The sequence below is a fragment of the Isoptericola variabilis 225 genome (assembly GCF_000215105.1).
Lineage (GTDB): Bacteria > Actinomycetota > Actinomycetes > Actinomycetales > Cellulomonadaceae > Isoptericola > Isoptericola variabilis_A.
Genome location: NC_015588.1, coordinates 382,469 through 399,318 on the forward strand (window position 1 = coordinate 382,469; position 16,850 = coordinate 399,318).

Genomic DNA, 16,850 nt, shown 5'->3' on the forward strand with positions numbered 1-16,850 from the left:
CGCCCGATCGCGTCTCATCGTTGCCTTCCGCGCCAGGGCCTGTTTCGGTGGAAGGGTCCCGATGCACCGACGAGAGGAGCGCCCATGCTCACCGTGACCGACAGCGCCCGGCACGCCGTCGAGGACCTTGCCCAGCAGGCGGGCGTCCCCGCGGAGGGTGGCCTGCGCATCGCGCAGTCCGCCGGCCAGCCCGGAAACTTCGAGCTGGCACTCGTGCCCGCACCGCAGCCCGACGACCAGGTCGTCGACGACTCGGGCCAGACGCACGTGTTCGTGGACGCCCAGGCGGCGCCCGCGCTCGACACGCTGACGCTCGACACGGACCCGGCCGCCCAGGGCCCGGGGTTCGTGCTCACGCCGCAGGCGTGACACCGCGCCGGGTCACCGGCGTCCCCTGAACCACGCGACGGGCCGTCCCCCTCACCGGGGGGCGGCCCGTCGTCGTGCCCGACGGCGGTGCCGCCTCGCGCGCCGACGTGCGGCGTGCGCCGGGCCGGGGCACAGTGGCGGGGCCGCGCCCCGCGCGGCACGCCTGGAGGTGAGACGTGTCTCCGACGTCTGCGAGCCCGGCCGCCGGGGCGGCACACCGCGCGCACGGCAGCCCGGCCCTGCGCGGCCTGGCGCGGTTCGGCTACGCGGCCTCCGGCGTCCTGCACCTCCTCGCAGGCGGGCGGGATCGACGGGGCGCTGCGCACCATCCGTGACCAGGGGTTCGGCACGGTGCTGCTCGTCGTCGTGGGCGTGGGCATCGCCGCCTACGGCGCCTACTCGTTCGCCCGCGCCCGGTACGCCCGGCTCTTACGCGCGGCTCTGAGCCGCGGCCTCGGCGGCGTGCGCAGCCTCAGGCCGCGGGCTCGACGATCCAGCCGCCGCCCAGCACCAGGCAGCCGACGGTCACGAGCAGGAACACGGCGACCCACAGGATGCCCGGCGTCCCCGTGAGCCGGCCGAGCTGGTCGGCGTCCGACGTGCGCGCGCGCCCGCGGCGACGCTGCGACTGCAGCTCGAGCACCGGCCGCACGGACCCCAGGAGCAGGAACCAGGTCACGGTGTAGGCGACGGCGGACTGGGTCGGCTCGTCGAGCCACCACGAGACCCCCACGAGCGCTGCTCCGCTGACGAGCACCGACCACAGGCCGAACCAGTTGCGGATCTTGAGCAGCAGCAGCGCGAGCAGCGCCACGAGCAGCCACAGCAGTCCCACCGCGTAGCCCTGGCGCAGCAGCCACGCCGCGCCGAGGCCCACGAGGCCGGGACCGACGTAGCCCATGAACGCGGTGAGGATCATGCCGAACCCGCGCGGCCGGCCGGCCGACACCGTCAGGCCGGAGGTGTCGGAGTGCAGCCGGATGCCGTCGAGCCGCCGGCCCGTGAGCATGGCGGCGACGGCGTGGGCCCCCTCGTGCGCGATCGTCACGACGTGCCGCGCGACGCGCCACACCGGGGTGACGAGCACCACGGCGAGCGCCACGAGCCCCGCCGCGAGCGCCACGGCCTGCGACGGCGGGTCGACGGGCGTCGTCGCGGCGCCCCAGATCCGGGCCAGCACGTCGCCGGCGCGCGCGAGGAAGTCGTCCACGCCCGACATTCCACCACGTCGTGAGAGACTGGCACCGAAGGGCGGCGCGATCCCGCGTGCCCGAGCGTCGTGGAGATCCCCCCGGATTGCGTGCGGCGGACCCCGACCCGACGTCGTTCCCGACGTCCAGCCCCGAGAGGCCCTGAGTGACCACCTTCGCCGACTTCGGCCTGCCGTCCCCGATCGTCCGCGTGCTCGCGGACCAGGGGATCGCCACCCCGTTCCCCATCCAGTCCGCGTCGCTGCCCGACGCGCTCGCCGGCACCGACGTGCTCGGCCGCGGCCGCACCGGCTCCGGCAAGACGCTCGCGTTCTCGCTGCCGGTCGTGACCCGTCTCGCGACGAGCGGCGGGCGGCGTCGTCGCCCGGGCGCCCCGCGCGCGCTCGTCCTGTGCCCCACGCGCGAGCTCGCCAACCAGATCGACGCCACGATGAAGCCGCTCGCCGCGGCCCTGGGCCTGCGGACGACGACGATCTTCGGCGGCGTCGCGCAGTCCCGTCAGGTCACCGCCCTGCAGGGCGGCGTCGACGTCGTCATCGCGTGCCCGGGCCGGCTCGAGGACCTGCTCGGCCAGAAGCACCTGACGCTCGACGACGTCGAGATCACGGTGCTCGACGAGGCCGACCACATGGCCGACCTGGGCTTCCTGCCCGGCGTCAAGCGGATCATGGACCGCACGCCCCGCGCGGGCCAGCGCCTGCTGTTCTCGGCCACGCTCGACAACGGCGTGGACGTGCTCGTCCAGCGGTACCTCAAGAAGCCGGTCACCCACTCGGTGGACGACGCCGCGGCCCCGCCGCCGCAGATGACGCACCACATCCTCGCCGTCGCCGACGCCGAGGCGAAGAAGCGCATCGTGCACGACCTCGCGAGCGGCACGGGCCGGCGCGTCCTGTTCACGCGCACCAAGCACCAGGCCAAGAAGCTCGCCAAGCAGCTCACGACCGCGGGCGTGCCGGCGGTCGACCTGCACGGGAACCTGGGCCAGGGCGCGCGCGAGCGCAACCTCGCCGCGTTCTCCTCGGGCGACGTCAAGGTGCTCGTCGCCACGGACATCGCGGCGCGCGGCATCCACGTCGACGACGTCGAGCTCGTGGTGCACGTCGACCCGCCGGCCGAGCACAAGGCGTACCTGCACCGCTCGGGCCGCACCGCGCGCGCCGGCTCGGGCGGCGACGTCGTGACCGTGATGCTCCCCGAGCAGCGCGCCGACGTGCGCGACCTGACGCGCAAGGCGCGCATCTCGGCGCAGCCGCGTCCCGTCGCGCCGGGCGACCCGGCGGTCATGGCGCTCGTCGGCGAGGTCGCGGCCTACGTCGCCCCGACGCCGCCCGCCCCGCCCGCGCAGCCGAAGCGCACGGCGGCCGGACCGGCCGCCGGTGCGCCGTCGTCGGGCACCGCGCAGCGCCGTCGGCGCCGTCGCCGCGGCGGCGGCGGGGGCGGTGGCGCCCGCCCTGCCGCGGAACAGCGCACCTCCGCCAGGCGTTGACGGAGGCGTCACCCGGCGCAAGGAGAGACGAGATGACGTACGAGGTCACGAAGCCCGAGGAGCAGTGGCGCAGCGAGCTCTCGCCCGAGGAGTACGCGGTGCTGCGCCAGGCGGGCACCGAGCGACCCTGGACGGGCGAGCTGCTCGGCGAGCGGCGCACCGGCGTCTACCGCTGTCGGGCGTGCGGCAACGAGCTGTTCCGCTCGGAGACCAAGTTCGACGCGCACTGCGGCTGGCCGTCGTTCTACAGCCCGCTCGCGGGCGACCGCGTCGAGCTTCTCGAGGACCGCTCGCACGGCATGGTCCGCACCGAGGTGCGGTGCGCGCGCTGCGGTTCGCACCTGGGGCACGTCTTCGACGACGCACCCCAGACGCCCACGGGCGACCGCTACTGCATGAACTCGGTCAGCCTGACGTTCGAGCCCGTCGAGGGCTGACCCGCCGGCCGGTGCTCAGGAGCGCGCGTCGCGCCAGCGGACGAACGACTCCGAGTACCGGTGCATGAGGCTCGCGAGCTGCGTGATGTCCTCGCGCTCCCACTCCGCGAGGATCTCGTGCAGGTTCTCGACGCGGGCGGCGCGTGCCCGCTCGAAGCGGGCGGCGCCGTCCTCGGTCAGCGTGATGCGCTGTCCGCGGGTGTCCTCGGGGTCGACCTCGCGCCGCACCAGGCCGAGGGCCACGAGGCGGCTGAGCTGACGCGACACGGTGGCCCGGCCGATGCCGAAGTGGGCCGCGAGGTCGGACCCACGCGTGCCCGGGTGCATCGAGATGTGCGCCAGGAGCGGGTACGCCGAGGCCTCGAGCTCCGGATGGATCCGTTTGGCCAGCTGTGCGGCGGCCGACTGCGCGCGCCGGATGATGATGCGCAGCTCGTGCTCGAGAGCGGCGTACGGGTCGGTCGCGGCGTCGGGCGGCGACATGGCTGGGTCGTGCATGGGCCAATCATGGGGGCTCGGGGCACCTGATGGCGCGCCCATCAGGTCACGGTTTCACGTGCAAACGATTCGACAGCGGGTGAAAACGCTCGGGATACGCTTGCCGACCATGGACAGGACACCGTCGCCCGTCCCGGCGCCCGCCCCCGGCGGCCCCGGCTGGATGCGTCCGCTCGGCCCCACGGGCCTGACCGTGAGCGCCGTGTGCGCGGGCGGAGGGCCGCTCGGCTCGATGCCCCGCCTCTTCGGGTACGACGTCGCGGCCGGGCAGGCCGTCGAGACCGTGCTCGCCCTGCTCGACAGCGACATCCGGTTCCTCGACACCTCGAACGGCTACAGCGACGGCCAGAGCGAGCGACGCATCGGGGCGGCGCTCGCCGCCTACCGCGAGCGCCACGGCGCGCTGCCGCAGGATCTCGTGGTGGCCACGAAGGTCGACCCGCGCGACGGCGACTACTCGGCGGACCGGGTGCGGCGCTCGGTCGACGAGAGCCGCGAGCGCCTCGGGCTCGACCACCTTCCCCTCGTGCACCTGCACGACCCGGAGAACTTCCCGTTCGAGGAGATGGCGGCACCGGGCGGCGCCGTCGACGCGCTCGTCGCGCTGCGCGACGCGGGCGAGGTCGGCTCGATCGGCCTCGCGGGCGGTCCGGTGCCCGAGATGCGGCGCTACCTCGACCTGGGCGTGTTCGACGTGCTCCTGGTGCACAACCGCTGGACGCTCGTCGACCGCTCGGCGGGCTCGCTCGTGGCCGCCGCCGCCGAGCGGGGCATGGGCGTGCTCAACGCCGCCGTGTACGGGGGCGGGATCCTGGCCCAGCAGACGCCGTCGGACCGGCCGAGCGCACGCACGTACGGATACCGGCCGGCGCCGCCCGAGACGCTCGAGGCGGTCGACGCGCTGCGGGCGCTGTGCGCGCGGCACGGCACGGCGCTCGGCACCGCGGCCCTGCAGTTCTCGCTGCGCGACCCGCGGGTCGCCTCGACGATCGTGGGCGTCTCCCGGCCGGAGCGTGTGCGCCAGACGCTCGACGCCTGCCGCACGCCGCTGCCCGAGGACTTCTGGGCCGAGGCCGAGACGCTCGTGCCGCCGGCTCAGGCCTGGCTGGACCCCGTGGGCTGACCGGCGTCCTGCAGCTCGCGCAGCTGCTCGATGCCGGACCGCTCGCCGAGCGGCACCTCGCGCAGGAAGCACACGGCGACGAGCGCGACGAGCGCCATGGGCACCGCGAGCAGGAAGATCTGCGTGATGCCGTCGGCGTAGGCGGACTCGACGACGCCGCGCACGGCGTCGGACACCCGGGACAGGTCCGGCACGGCGCCGTCGGAGGCGCCGACGGCCGACGCCGGCACGCCCGCCTCGGCGAGACCCCGGGTGATGTCCGTCTTGACCGTGTGGGCGAGCACCGCCCCGAGCGCGGAGACGCCGATCGCGCCGCCGAGCGAGCGGAAGAACGCGACGGCCGCGGTCCCGGCGCCCATCTCGCGCACGTCGAGCGTGTTCTGCGTCCCCAGCACCAGGTTCTGCATGAGCGCGCCGACCGACAGGCCGAGGCCGAACAGGTACGCCGAGACGAGCACGAAGCTCGTGTCGGTGCCGATCGTCGACATGCCGAGCAGCGAGGCCACGAGGACCACCCCGCCGCCGACCATGATCGCCTTGTAGCGGCCCGTCGCCGAGATGATCCGGCCGAGCACGATGCCGGCGAGCATCGTGCCGACGACCATGGGGATGGTCAGCAGGCCCGACTCGGTCGGCGTCTTGCCGCGCGAGAGCTGCAGGTACTGGCTGAGGAACACGGCGGTGCCGAACATCGCCACGCCGACCGCCGCCGAGGCCACGACCGACAGCACGAACGTGCGGTTGCGGAACAGGCCGAGGGGGATGATCGGCTCGGCGGCGACGCGCTCGACGAGCACGGCCGCCACGAGCGCGACGACCGCCGCGCCGACCATCGCGGCCGTCTGCCACGACGCCCAGGCGAACCGGTCGCCGGCGAACGTGACCCACACGAGCAGCAGCGCCACCCCCAGCGAGATCAGGGTCGCGCCCACGTAGTCGATCCGCGGCGTGCGGCGCTCGCGGGCGGGCAGGTGCAGCGTCTTGTGGAGCACGACGAGCGCCGCGACGGCGAACGGGACGCCGATGAAGAAGTTCCAGCGCCAGCCGAACGCGTCGGTCACGACGCCGCCCAGCAGCGGTCCGCCGATCTGCGCCACGGCCATGACGCCGCCCATGAGCCCCATGTACCGGCCGCGCTCGCGCGGGCTGATGATGTCGGACATGAGCACGGTCGCGAGCGCCATGAGCCCGCCCGCGCCGACGCCCTGCAGCGCGCGGAAGCCGATGAGCACGCCCATGCTCTGCGCGAACCCGGCCGCGGCCGCCGACACGACCGTCACGACGAGCGCGACCTGGATGAGCGCCTTGCGGTCGAGGAGGTCGGCGAGCTTGCCCCAGACGGGCGTGGAGATCGTCGTCGTGAGCAGCATGGCGGTCACGACCCACGTGTAGGCGTGCTGCGAGCCCTCGAGGTCCGCGACGATGCGCGGCAGCGACGTCGAGACGATCGTCGTCGCGAGCAGCGAGACGAACACGCCGAGCAGGATGCCGGAGATCGCCTCGAGCACCTCGCGGCGGGTCATGGCGGGTGCGGTGCGGGTCATCGGGTCGGATCCCCTTCGGTCGTGCGGGTGAGGGCGTCCGCCACGCTGCGGATCCGGGCGGTGGCATCGGCGAGGTCCGCGGGGGACCAGTCGACGAAGAGGTCGCTGACGACGCGGGCGAGCCGCTCGTCCATCGCCGCGGCGAGCTCGGCGCCCGCCGGGGTGAGCTCGAGCGTGCGTGCCCGGTGGCGGCGGCGAGAGGGACGGGTGGCACGGGCGGGCTTCTTGGTTGCTTCAAGCAACTGTAAGACGCTTGCTTGCAGCAAGCAAATGTGTCCGGAGACGACGGCGCGGGGCCCCGACGCCGGGGCCCCGCGCGCTCCTCAGGCCCGGCGGTAGGCGTCCTCGCCCATGTCCTCGAGCTCCACGCCCTTGGTCTCGGGCACGCGGCGCAGGACGAACACGAACGACAGGCCCGCGAAGGCCGCGTACAGCAGGTAGGGGACCGACGCGCCGAACGCCGACAGCAGCGGCGGGAACGTCAGCGTGATCGCGAAGTTGGCGATCCACTGCGCGGCGGCGGCGACGCCGAGCGCGGCCGCGCGGATGCGGTTGGGGAACATCTCGCCGAGCAGCACCCACACCAGCGGGCCCCAGCTCGCGCCGAAGAAGACGACGAACGCGTTGGCCGCGACGAGCGCGACCACGCCCCACGCGCCGTCGAGCACGAGTGCCGAGGAGCCCTCGGCGTCGAGCACCGTGCGGGCCTGGGTGAAGGCGAGGGCCATGAGGCCGAGCGCGACCGTCATGCCCGCCGAGCCCACGAGCAGCAGCGGGCGGCGGCCGACTTTGTCGATGAGCGCGATCGCGACGAACGTCACGGCCACGTTGGTCACGGAGGTGATGGTCGAGACGAGGAACGCCTGCGACTCCTCGAACCCGACGGCCTGCCACAGCGTCGTCGAGTAGTAGAAGATCACGTTGATCCCGACGAACTGCTGGAACACCGACAGCAGGATGCCGACCCAGACGACCGGCTTGAGGCCGAACCGCGAGCCGCGCAGGGTGCCGCGCTCGGCGTCGCGGGCGTCCTGCGCGATGGACCGGTGGATCTGCGCGAGGCGGTCCTCGACGTCCTCGTCCGGGCCGAGCACCGACGCGAGGACCGCGCGTGCCTCCTCGTCGCGGCCGTGCGTGGCCAGGTAGCGGGGAGACTCGGGCATGCGCAGCGCGAGCACGCCGTAGACCGCGGCCGGCACGACGGCGACGAGGAACATCCAGCGCCACGCCTCCCAGCCGAGCCACAGCTCGTTAGCGGCCCCGCCCGCCGCCTCGGCGAGCAGCTGGTCGCTCAGCAGCGCGGCGAAGATGCCGACCGTGATCGCGAGCTGCTGCAGCGAGCCGAGCCGCCCGCGCATCGCCGCGGGCGCGATCTCCGCGATGTACGCCGGCGCGATGACCGACGCGATGCCGATGCCCACGCCGGCCATGAGGCGCCACAGCGCGAGGTCGAGCGCGCTCCACGCGACGGCCGAGAGCACCGACGACACGAAGAACAGCGCCGCCCCCAGGACCATGACGCGCGTCCGCCCCCAGCGGTCCGCGAGCCGGCCGCCGGACCACGCGCCGAGCGCGCACCCGAGGAGTGCGACGGCGACGACGAGCCCGGTCACGGTCGAGCTGAGCGCGAACTGGCCCTCCACGGCGTCGACGGCCCCGTTGATCACGGAGGAGTCGAAGCCGAAGAGGAATCCGCCGACGGCCGCGGCGACGGCGAGGGCGACGGCCTTGCGGTGCGCGCCCCGGGCGGTCGCCCGGGCAGGCACGGAGATGGACATGGTTCTCCCTGGGTCGGGGTGCTTCGGTGCGAGAGGTCCGCCTCGGCGGCCGGTGGTACCGGCGGGCCGAGGTGCCGGGGCGCGGCCGGGCGTGCCGCAGGGCGGCCGCGGGGCGCGGGGGATGTCGGTGCGTACGGACCGGTGTTGACTGTAACCCGTGACGGACGCACCCGAACCGCGGCGGCACCGCCGGCCGGCGATGCTCGACCCGCGCGACGCCGACCGGCTCGCCGGCTCGGTCGACCCCGAGCTGCGCGAGGAGGTCGCGCACACGACGGCGCGCGCCGTCGTGCACCGGGCGCGCGCCTCGGAGGACCCGGAGGTCGTCGCCCGGCTCGTGCGGCTCGTCGAGTCGGAGGGGCTCGACGTCGTCGCCGCGCTCTGGTCCGACGCCGCGCCCGCGACCCTGCCCGGCGCCCTGTGGCGGCTCTACGTGCTGCGCGAGTGGGTGCGCCGCGACCCGCAGACCGTGACCCTGCGCTACCGGCTCGGCGTCGACGCGGCGCCCGTGCAGGAGGCGGTCGCGGGGGTGCCGCGGCCGCCGTCGCCCGAGGACCTGCGCGCCCTCGCCGACCAGGTGCTCTCCGGCGTCTACGCGGGGGACCTCGCCGTCGCCCTCGAGCGCGCGGCCGCGTTCTGCCGGATCCTCGCGACCGGCGCCGCGTTCGACGCCGACGCGCGGGAGGTCGCCGACCCCGAGGGGGCGGTGCGCATGACGCGTGGCGCCGCCGACCTGCAGCGCACCGCCGCGGAGCTCGAGCACGCGGCGGGCATGTGGCGCGCGGGCACCCTCGACTGACCGCCGCCGCCCCTCCCGCCCGTGTCAGAAATGCAGTGGGCCAGAGCCCACCACGCTTCTGACACGGCCGGACGGGCACCTGTGCGAATCGTCACCGCGCACCCGGGCAGCGGCGGGCCGCCCACTCCCCGTACGATGGACGGGCGACGCCGGGCTGCGGTAGCCCCGGGCTCCACCTTCAGCCGCTACGAGCGGCCACGCGCCGAGAGGCGCTCCCGGTCCGGCGTCGCACTCATCCCTCCGCCCGGCGCGGGGCCGGTTGGTCGGTGCAGCCGTCGTGGCCCTACTCTTTGAGGGTTCAAGCGTCCTTCTCCTCAGGAGCGACACGTGCGCCTGCGCCTGATCCCGCGCGACACCACCTACTTCGATCTGTTGGCGGCCCTCGCGCAGCACAACGTCTCCGGTGCGAGCCTCCTCGCCGAGCTGCTCGGCGCACCCCGGGGCGAGCGGGCGGAGGTCGCGGCCCGGATGTCCGAGGCCGAGCACCTGGCCGACGACGCGACCCACTCGATCATGCGCCGGCTCAACCAGACGTTCGTCACCCCGTTCGACCGCGACGACATCTACGCCCTCGCGTCCGCGCTCGACGACTGCATGGACGACATGGAGGAAGCCGCCGACCTCATCGTCCTGTACAAGGTCGACGAGCTGCCGCTGCGGGTCTCCGAGCAGGTCCAGGTGCTGCAGCGGTGCGCCGAGCTCACGGCCGAGGCGATGCCCCGCCTGCACACGCTCAACGCGCTCGAGGACTACTGGGTCGAGATCAACCGCCTCGAGAACCAGGGCGACAAGGTCCACCGGAAGCTCATCGCCCAGCTCTTCGACGAGGTCACCGACCCGATCCTGCTCATGAAGCTCAAGGAGATCGTCGACGTCCTCGAGAACGCGACGGACGGGTTCGAGCACGTGGCGAACATCGTCGAGTCCATCGCCCTCAAGGAGTCCTGAGGGTGGAGGCGGCGCTCGTCGTCTTCGTCGTGGCCCTCGCGCTCGGATTCGACTACACGAACGGCTTCCACGACGCGGCCAACGCGATCGCGACGTCGGTCTCCACGCGCGCGCTCACGCCGCGCGTCGCGCTGGTCATGGCCGCGATCATGAACTTCGTCGGCGCCCTGCTCGGCACGGAGGTGGCCGAGACGATCGCGACCGCGATCGTCGACCTGCGCGAGACGTCGAGCCACACCGCGCTCATCGTGGTGCTGTGCGGGCTCGTCGGCGCGATCGTGTGGAACCTCATCACGTGGTGGTTCGGGCTGCCGTCGTCGTCGACGCACGCGCTCATCGGCGGGCTCGTCGGCGCGGGCCTCGCCGCGGGGCAGTCGATCTACGGCGCGGAGATCGTCGACCGCGTGGTGCTGCCGATGATCGTCTCGCCGCTCGTCGGCTTCCTGCTCGCGTTCGCGGTGATGATCGCGGTGCTGTGGATGTTCCGCCGGGCGGCGCCGTCGCGAGTCACGCGGCGCTTCCGCATCGCGCAGACCGCGTCCGCCGCCGCGATGGCGCTCGGCCACGGCCTGCAGGACGCGCAGAAGACCATGGGCGTCATCTTCCTCGCGCTGCTCACCGTCGGCTGGGCGGAGCGCGAGGACGGCATCCCGCTGTGGGTCAAGCTCTCGGCGGCGGCCGCCATCTCGCTCGGGACCTACTCGGGCGGCTGGCGCATCATGCGCACGCTCGGGCGGCGCATCATCGAGCTCGACCCGGCCCGCGGGTTCGTCGCGGAGTCGGTGTCCGCGATGGTGCTCTACGTCAACGCGTTCGTGCTGCACGCGCCCGTCTCGACGACCCACACCATCACCTCGGCGATCATGGGCGTGGGCGCCACGCGGCGGCTCTCGGCCGTGCGCTGGGGCGTGGCCGGCAACATCCTCACCGCGTGGGTGCTCACCATCCCGGCCGCCGCGACCGTCGCGGCGCTGACGACGTGGGCGCTGCACCCCGTCCTCGGCTGACCTCGTCGTGTCAGAAAGCTGGTGGGCCAGAGGCCACCAGCCTTCTGACACGGGTCAGGTGAGGTAGCGGGCGAGCACGTCGACGACGCGCTCCGGCTCCGCGCGCACGGCCATCGCGGGGAAGCGCAGCCGCACGGTCCGCTCGTCGGGGAGCAGCTCGGCGTCGCGCATGAGGTCGTCGTACCAGCGCCCCACCTCCATGTGCCCGACGCCGTCGATCTCGACGTGCAGGCGCCGGCCGCCCGGCAACGTCCACTCCGCGTCGAGGAAGCGCAGCCGGCCCCGCGCGTCGCGACGGCGCTCCTGGCGCCGTGGCTCGGGCAGCGACCGCGCCCGGCACAGGCGGGCGAAGTCGATCTCGCTCAGGGCGTCGGCTCCGCCCGCGATGTCGTGGAGGCTGAGCCGCATCAGCCGGTGGAACCGCACCTTGCCGACGCGCTCGAGCTGCTCCCACAGGCGCTCCGGCGTCGACAGGCGCTGCTGCACGACGGCGGCGAGCAGCCCGACGGCGGTCCGTGCGCTGCGCTGCCACGCGGCGGCGTCGACGGCGCACCGCTCGACCCGGTGCACGGGCAGGTCCCCGACGACGGTGACGTCCTCCGGAGCGAAACGCCGCGACTCGTGCACGACGACGCCGCGCGGCCGCCACGGCTTGGCGCCGCGGGGCACGACGACGTGCGTGCCCGGCCTCTCCCACCCCTGCAGGCCGTGCAGCCGCAGCCCGGTCCACGCGCCGATCGCGACGGGCGGCTCCGCGCCGAGCACCGCGGTCCACAGCGTCGCCGCGTCGTCGAGCGGGCCCGTGTGCAGGGCGACGAGGTCGCGCGAGACCTTGCGCCACCGGTGCGCCCGCACGTGCTCCTCGACGTGCCACGACGCGATCCCGAGCGAGCGCAGCTGCGCACGCGTCGCGATCCCCGCCTGCCGGGCCGCGAGCCGGCGCAGCCCGACGTCGTGCATCACCTGCCACGAGCCCTTGTTCCCCACGGCCTCGGAGGATGGTGCACGCCGGGGCTGCCTCGCCGGTGTCCGGGGGCCGCCCTGTGGACGGCTGCGCGTCGTCCACAGGTGGATCGCGCCGTCGTGCACGGATCACGCGCCCCCCGAACGGTGTCAGAAACGCAGTGGGCCAGGGCCCACCACGCTTCTGACACACGCGGGCGCCGAGCGGCACTGTCAGAAACGCAGTGGGCCAGGGCCCACCACCTTTCTGACAGGGGAGTCAGTAGACCGGGGGAGTGATCGTCTCCAGGGAGACGACGCGCGGGCCCTTGGCGGTCGCGGCGACGTGCGCGACGAGCATCTCGCCGGGCTCGAGGAACGGGTCCCGGCTCGGCAGCGCGTTCGCGACGGCGCGGCGCGAGTGCTGGCCCAGCACGTCGAGCACGGTCGGCAGCACGGGCCGGTGCGTGCACAGCACCGACGAGCGGTCGGACTCGAGCAGGTCGCGCACGGTCGCCGCCACGCGCGACGGCGAGCGCTCGTGCTTTGCCTCGCTGAGGTTGTCGCTGTACTCGGGTCGCAGGCCGGACGCGCGCACGTACGGCTCCATCGTGGTCGCGCACCGTTCCCACCGGCTGCTGAGCACCATCGTCACGCCGTACGCGGCGAGCACGGGCACAGTCGCGGCGGCCTGCGCGTGGCCGAGCGGGGTCAGCGGGCGGTCCTGCTCGGCGCCGTACCAGGTGGAGCGCGCGACGGCGCGGCCGTGCCGCACGATCGCCACGGCGTGCGTCGGCAGCCAGCCCTGCTCGTGGGCGTCGACGAGCGCGTCGAGCGGGCCTCGGTCGGTCGCCCGCGTGAGCCGCCGCGCGGCGTCGTCGGCGTCGAGCCACACCTGCTTGTCGATCTCGTCGCGCGCGACCGGGCGCACGGGTGCCCGCGCCCCGAGCGCCCGGCCGTCGACGTCCCCCTGCGCGCGGCGTGCCGCCCAGTAGTGGACGCGCTTCACGCGTCCCTCGGGCGTGAGGTACTGCAGGCCCGGCAGCGGCACGCCCAGGACGACGGGCTTGCCCGTCTCCTCGGCGACCTCGCGGACCGCGGCCGCGGGCAGCGCCTCGCCCTCGTCGAGCTTGCCCTTGGGCCACGACCAGTCGTCGTACTTGGGCCGGTGCACGAGCTGGACCTGGAGCCGGCCGTCGCGCACGCGCCACACCAGGCCGCCGGCGGTCTCGATCACGGGCGCGTGCTGCACCGACGTCGCCCCCAGGGGCCCGGAGTACGGCACCGTCGTCATCGGACCGCTCCGCCGCGCGACCCCCGGCCGTGCCGGCCCGCTCACCGGCCCCGCTCGGGACGACGGCGGTGGCGACGCACGAGGTACTCCTGCAGGTCGCGCAGCGGCTCGCCGTCGGGGCCGACGTTGTGGCGCACCCAGCTGCCGTCGGGCTGCAGGTGCCAGGTGGCCGTCTCGTCCGACATCGACAGCTCCATGAGCTCGAGCAGCTCGGCGATCTGGCCCTCGTCGGTGATGCGCACCAGCGCCTCGACGCGGCGGTCGAGGTTGCGGTGCATGAGGTCGGCCGAGCCGATGAAGACCTCCGGGCCGGACTCGGGGCCCTCGCCGATCGCCGGGCCCACCGAGTTGGCGAACGCGTAGATGCGCGAGTGCTCGAGGAACCGCCCGAGAATAGAGCGGACCCTGATGTTCTCGCTCAGGCCCGGCACGCCCGGCCGCAGCGCACAGATGCCGCGCACGACGAGGTCGACCTTCGCGCCGGCCTGCGACGCCCGGTACAGCGCGTCGATGGTGGCCTCGTCGACGATGGAGTTCACCTTGATCTTGACCCACGCCTCGTGCCCGGCGCGCGCGGCCTCGGCCTCGCGCTCGATCCGCTCGACGAGGCCGCTGCGCACGCTGCGGGGCGCGACGAGCAGGCGGTGGAACCGGGACTGCGGCGCGTACCCGGACAACTGGTTGAACAGGCGCGTGAGGTCCTGGCCGACGTCGGGGTCGCACGTGAGCAGGCCGTGGTCGGTGTACAGGCGGGCCGTCTTGGGGTGGTAGTTCCCGGTGCCGACATGGCAGTACCGGCGCAGGCCGTCCGCCTCCTGGCGCACGACGAGCGAGAGCTTGCAGTGCGTCTTGAGCCCGACGATGCCGTACACGACGTGCACGCCCGCCTCCTCGAGCTTGCGCGCCCAGGAGATGTTGGCCTGCTCGTCGAAGCGCGCCTTGATCTCGACCAGCGCCAGCACCTGCTTGCCGGCCTCGGCCGCGTCGATGAGCGCGTCGACGATCGGGGAGTCGCCCGACGTGCGGTACAGCGTCTGCTTGATGGCGAGCACGTGCGGGTCGGCCGCCGCCTGCTCGAGGAACGTCTGGACCGACGTCGAGAACGAGTCGTACGGGTGGTGCAGCAGCACGTCGCGCTCGCGGATCGCGGCGAAGACGTCGCGCGGCGTGGCGGACTCGACCTCGGCGAGCTGGCGGTGCGTCGTCGGGACGAACGACGGGAAGTGCAGCGACGGTCGGTCGATGTCGGCGATGACGTTGAGGCCCGTGAGGTCGAGCGGCGCGGGCAGCTCGTACACCTCGTCCTCGTCGACGCCGAGCTCGCGCACGAGCAGCGCACGGATGCGCGGCGAGATCCCGTCGGCGAGCTCGAGGCGCACCGGCGGGCCGAACCGGCGGCGCAGCAGCTCCTTCTCCATGGCCTGCAGGAGGTTCTCGGCGTCGTCCTCCTCGACCTCCACGTCCTCGTTGCGCGTGACGCGGAACGTGTGGTGCTCGCGCACCTCCATGCCGGGGAAGAGGTGGTCGAGGTGGTGCGCGATGACCTCCTCGAGCGGCACGAACGACTTCTGCGCGCCGCCCTTCTGGGTGGGCGTCGGCGCGCTCGGGCGCCCGCGCTCGTCGACCGCGATGAAGCGCGGCAGCAGCGGCGGGACCTTGACGCGCGCGAAGTGCTCCTTGCCCGTGTGCGGGTTGGCGACGACGACCGCGAGGTTGAGCGAGAGCCCCGAGATGTACGGGAAGGGGTGGGCCGGGTCGACGGCGAGCGGCGTGAGGACCGGGAAGATCTGCTTGCGGAAGAACTTGTGCAGCCGCGCCTGCTCGCGCTCCTCGAGCTCGTCCCAGTGCACGATCGTGATGCCCTCGGCGGCCAGCGCCGGCTGCACGTCGTTGCGGAAGACCTCTGCGTGCCGGGCGGCGAGCCGGTGTGCCTCGGTGCTGATGCCCTCGAGCACCTGGCGGGGGCTCAGGCCCGACGCCGCGGTGACCGCGATGCCCGTCGCGATGCGCCGCTTGAGGCCCGCGACGCGCACCATGAAGAACTCGTCGAGGTTCGAGGCGAAGATCGCCAGGAACCGCACGCGCTCGAGCAGCGGCAGCGACTCGTCCTCCGCGAGCTCGAGCACGCGCTGGTTGAACGCCAGCCAGCTCAGCTCTCGGTCGGCGAAGCGGTCCTCCGGCAGCGGTTCGGCGCCCTCGGGCACCGCGAGGCGCTCGTCGGGCTCCTCCGCGATGTGCTCGGCGATGGCCGCCGCCAGCTGCGGGTCGATGCGCCGGGCGGGCCTGCCGTCGTCGTCCGACGGCGCCTTGGCCGTGGTGCGCTCGCGCGCGGGGGCCGTCGTGGCGGAGGCAGCGGTGGCGACGAACCGCCCGCGGGAGTCGCGGGTCCGGGTCGGACGCGGGGACGACGCACTCATGGGTCCCATCGTGGCACCGTTCGGTGAACGGCGGGTGACCGAGTCAGATCCTGGCGTACTGCACGTCCACCGCGGCCCGCGTGAATCCCGCCCTCTCGTACGTGCGCACGGCACGCTCGTTGTCGCCGTCGACGTAGAGCACCGCCCGGGTGCAGCCGGCCGCGGCGAGGTGCGCCAGCCCGACGGCGGTGAGCGGCCCCGCGAGCCCGCGGCCCTGCGCGTCCGGGTCGATGCCCAGGGCGTACACCTCGCCGTCGCTCGAGCCTGCCGGCTGGCCCGGCTCGATCTTGGTCCAGTGGTAGCCGACGAGGCGACCGTCGGGGTCCGTCAGGAGGAAGAAGCCCGCCGGGTCGAACCACGGCTCGCGCGCGCGGCGGTGCAGGTCGTCGACCGTGAGCCGTCCCTGCTCCGGGTGCGACGCGAACGCGCGCGCGTTGAGCGCGACCCACGCCTCGTCGTCGTCCCCCGGGCGGAAGGTGCGGACCGCGTACCCCGCGGGCAGCTCGGCCGCGGCCGGCGCGGGGTCGAGCGGCCGCGCGAGGAACAGGAGCTCGCGCACGACGGAGTACCCCCGGGCCGCGGCGAACGCGCGCGCGGCGGGCAGGTCGCCGTGGGCCCAGACGCGCAGGGCCAGGCCGCGCTGGTCCGGGGCGCCGGAGCGGCTGGGCAGGCGCGCGTCGCGCTCGGCCGTGCGCAGCAGCAGGCTGCCCACCCCGTTGCGCCGCCGGTCCGGGAGGACGACCAGCTCGGCGCTCGCGACGTCGCCGCCGCGGTCGACCTGCAGGTAGCCGATCGTGGCCCCGTGCTTGTCGTGCGCGACCGCGTGCGTGACGGTCTCGGAGTCGACGTCGAGGGCGAGGAGCGACTGCTCGGACAGGGGGGCGACGCCGTCGGCCCGCTCGGCCGCCGCCGCGAGGGCGCGGACGGCGTCCTGGGCGGCGGGGTCGAGCGGGCCGATCTCGAGCGGGGGAGCGATGCGCATGCCCCCAGTGTG

The 16,850-nt window shown here is 74.1% G+C and carries 17 protein-coding genes; 8 read left to right on the top strand and 9 right to left on the bottom strand.

The features are described from left to right. The first annotated feature begins 84 nt into the window (after nucleotides 1-84). On the top strand, nucleotides 85-369 hold the full coding sequence (locus ISOVA_RS01845) for an iron-sulfur cluster biosynthesis family protein (RefSeq protein WP_013837558.1): 285 nt from the start codon (nucleotides 85-87) through the stop codon (nucleotides 367-369). Between the two features lie 114 nt (nucleotides 370-483). Then, a complete protein-coding gene (locus ISOVA_RS15880; protein ID WP_233275931.1) occupies nucleotides 484-942 on the top strand; it encodes a DUF1206 domain-containing protein in 459 nt (152 codons plus the stop codon). Here the strand turns inward: ISOVA_RS15880 and ISOVA_RS01850 are convergent. Then, complete coding sequence (locus tag ISOVA_RS01850; protein ID WP_013837559.1) at nucleotides 842-1,588, bottom strand: M50 family metallopeptidase; 747 nt, start codon at nucleotides 1,586-1,588, stop codon at nucleotides 842-844. The two genes, ISOVA_RS15880 and ISOVA_RS01850, sit on opposite strands and share 101 nt — an antisense overlap. Nucleotides 1,589-1,725: 137 nt before the next feature. Here ISOVA_RS01850 and ISOVA_RS01855 point away from each other — a divergent pair, with 137 nt between their 5' ends. Together ISOVA_RS01855 and msrB are read left to right on the top strand one after the other, a co-directional pair. Further along, nucleotides 1,726-3,069, top strand: a complete 1,344-nt coding sequence (locus tag ISOVA_RS01855) for a DEAD/DEAH box helicase (protein WP_013837560.1) — start codon at nucleotides 1,726-1,728, stop codon at nucleotides 3,067-3,069. A 32-nt stretch (nucleotides 3,070-3,101) separates the two neighbouring features. Continuing rightward, entirely contained in the window at nucleotides 3,102-3,506 is a 405-nt protein-coding gene (gene msrB / locus ISOVA_RS01860; protein ID WP_013837561.1) for a peptide-methionine (R)-S-oxide reductase MsrB, read from the top strand. Between the two features lie 15 nt (nucleotides 3,507-3,521). Here msrB and ISOVA_RS01865 read toward each other — a convergent pair whose 3' ends face one another. Further along, nucleotides 3,522-4,004, bottom strand: a complete 483-nt coding sequence (locus tag ISOVA_RS01865; protein WP_233275933.1) for a MarR family winged helix-turn-helix transcriptional regulator — start codon at nucleotides 4,002-4,004, stop codon at nucleotides 3,522-3,524. Nucleotides 4,005-4,113: 109 nt separating this feature from the next. Here ISOVA_RS01865 and ISOVA_RS01870 point away from each other — a divergent pair, with 109 nt between their 5' ends. Beyond that, a complete protein-coding gene (locus ISOVA_RS01870; RefSeq protein ID WP_013837563.1) occupies nucleotides 4,114-5,127 on the top strand; it encodes an aldo/keto reductase in 1,014 nt (337 codons plus the stop codon). Here the strand turns inward: ISOVA_RS01870 and ISOVA_RS01875 are convergent. The 3 genes from ISOVA_RS01875 to ISOVA_RS01880 form a co-directional block, all read right to left on the bottom strand. Then, nucleotides 5,100-6,671 (bottom strand): MDR family MFS transporter, encoded by a 1,572-nt coding sequence (locus tag ISOVA_RS01875; protein ID WP_013837564.1) that lies wholly within the window; start codon nucleotides 6,669-6,671, stop codon nucleotides 5,100-5,102. The two genes, ISOVA_RS01870 and ISOVA_RS01875, sit on opposite strands and share 28 nt — an antisense overlap. Continuing rightward, nucleotides 6,668-6,913 carry a hypothetical protein gene (locus ISOVA_RS16335; RefSeq protein WP_143762030.1) on the bottom strand — a complete coding sequence of 82 codons (246 nt, stop codon included), beginning with the start codon at nucleotides 6,911-6,913 and terminating at the stop codon, nucleotides 6,668-6,670. Before ISOVA_RS16335 ends, ISOVA_RS01875 begins: the two co-directional genes overlap by 4 nt. Before the next feature lie 81 nt (nucleotides 6,914-6,994). Continuing rightward, the gene (locus tag ISOVA_RS01880) at nucleotides 6,995-8,449 is read right to left on the bottom strand and encodes a sugar porter family MFS transporter (protein WP_013837565.1); all 1,455 of its coding nucleotides are present in this window, start codon (nucleotides 8,447-8,449) and stop codon (nucleotides 6,995-6,997) included. Between the two features lie 199 nt (nucleotides 8,450-8,648). On the opposite strand from ISOVA_RS01880, the gene ISOVA_RS01885 reads away from it, so the two are divergent. The 3 genes from ISOVA_RS01885 (at nucleotide 8,649) to ISOVA_RS01895 (ending at nucleotide 11,203) form a co-directional block, all read left to right on the top strand. Next, complete coding sequence (locus tag ISOVA_RS01885; RefSeq protein ID WP_013837566.1) at nucleotides 8,649-9,248, top strand: hypothetical protein; 600 nt, start codon at nucleotides 8,649-8,651, stop codon at nucleotides 9,246-9,248. Nucleotides 9,249-9,575: 327 nt separating this feature from the next. Continuing rightward, entirely contained in the window at nucleotides 9,576-10,196 is a 621-nt protein-coding gene (locus tag ISOVA_RS01890) for a DUF47 domain-containing protein (protein WP_013837567.1), read from the top strand. Between the two features lie 2 nt (nucleotides 10,197-10,198). Beyond that, nucleotides 10,199-11,203, top strand: a complete 1,005-nt coding sequence (locus ISOVA_RS01895) for an inorganic phosphate transporter (RefSeq protein WP_013837568.1) — start codon at nucleotides 10,199-10,201, stop codon at nucleotides 11,201-11,203. 54 nt (nucleotides 11,204-11,257) lie between these two features. On the opposite strand, the gene ISOVA_RS01900 is transcribed toward ISOVA_RS01895, so the two are convergent. The 4 genes from ISOVA_RS01900 to mshD all read right to left on the bottom strand — a co-directional run bounded on the left by ISOVA_RS01900 (nucleotide 11,258) and on the right by mshD (nucleotide 16,838). Further along, complete coding sequence (locus ISOVA_RS01900; protein ID WP_013837569.1) at nucleotides 11,258-12,190, bottom strand: PDDEXK family nuclease; 933 nt, start codon at nucleotides 12,188-12,190, stop codon at nucleotides 11,258-11,260. A gap of 235 nt (nucleotides 12,191-12,425) precedes the next feature. Beyond that, nucleotides 12,426-13,439, bottom strand: a complete 1,014-nt coding sequence (locus ISOVA_RS01905; protein ID WP_013837570.1) for an NUDIX hydrolase — start codon at nucleotides 13,437-13,439, stop codon at nucleotides 12,426-12,428. Between the two features lie 41 nt (nucleotides 13,440-13,480). After that, complete coding sequence (locus ISOVA_RS01910; RefSeq protein ID WP_013837571.1) at nucleotides 13,481-15,865, bottom strand: RNA degradosome polyphosphate kinase; 2,385 nt, start codon at nucleotides 15,863-15,865, stop codon at nucleotides 13,481-13,483. A gap of 34 nt (nucleotides 15,866-15,899) precedes the next feature. Continuing rightward, complete coding sequence (gene mshD / locus ISOVA_RS01915) at nucleotides 15,900-16,838, bottom strand: mycothiol synthase (RefSeq protein WP_013837572.1); 939 nt, start codon at nucleotides 16,836-16,838, stop codon at nucleotides 15,900-15,902. Between the last annotated feature and the right edge of the window lie 12 nt (nucleotides 16,839-16,850).

Bases quoted from the DNA above. Each gene is read 5' to 3' on its own strand.
- ISOVA_RS01845 (WP_013837558.1), top strand. From the start codon at position 85: ATGCTCACCGTGACCGACAGCGCCCGGCACGCCGTCGAGGACCTTGCC.
- ISOVA_RS01850 (WP_013837559.1), bottom strand. From the start codon at position 1,588: ATGTCGGGCGTGGACGACTTCCTCGCGCGCGCCGGCGACGTGCTGGCC.
- msrB (WP_013837561.1), top strand. From the start codon at position 3,102: ATGACGTACGAGGTCACGAAGCCCGAGGAGCAGTGGCGCAGCGAGCTC.
- ISOVA_RS01865 (WP_233275933.1), bottom strand. From the start codon at position 4,004: ATGCACGACCCAGCCATGTCGCCGCCCGACGCCGCGACCGACCCGTAC.
- ISOVA_RS01870 (WP_013837563.1), top strand. From the start codon at position 4,114: ATGGACAGGACACCGTCGCCCGTCCCGGCGCCCGCCCCCGGCGGCCCC.
- ISOVA_RS01875 (WP_013837564.1), bottom strand. From the start codon at position 6,671: ATGACCCGCACCGCACCCGCCATGACCCGCCGCGAGGTGCTCGAGGCG.
- ISOVA_RS01880 (WP_013837565.1), bottom strand. From the start codon at position 8,449: ATGTCCATCTCCGTGCCTGCCCGGGCGACCGCCCGGGGCGCGCACCGC.
- ISOVA_RS01885 (WP_013837566.1), top strand. From the start codon at position 8,649: ATGCTCGACCCGCGCGACGCCGACCGGCTCGCCGGCTCGGTCGACCCC.
- ISOVA_RS01905 (WP_013837570.1), bottom strand. From the start codon at position 13,439: ATGACGACGGTGCCGTACTCCGGGCCCCTGGGGGCGACGTCGGTGCAG.
- ISOVA_RS01910 (WP_013837571.1), bottom strand. From the start codon at position 15,865: ATGGGACCCATGAGTGCGTCGTCCCCGCGTCCGACCCGGACCCGCGAC.
- mshD (WP_013837572.1), bottom strand. From the start codon at position 16,838: ATGCGCATCGCTCCCCCGCTCGAGATCGGCCCGCTCGACCCCGCCGCC.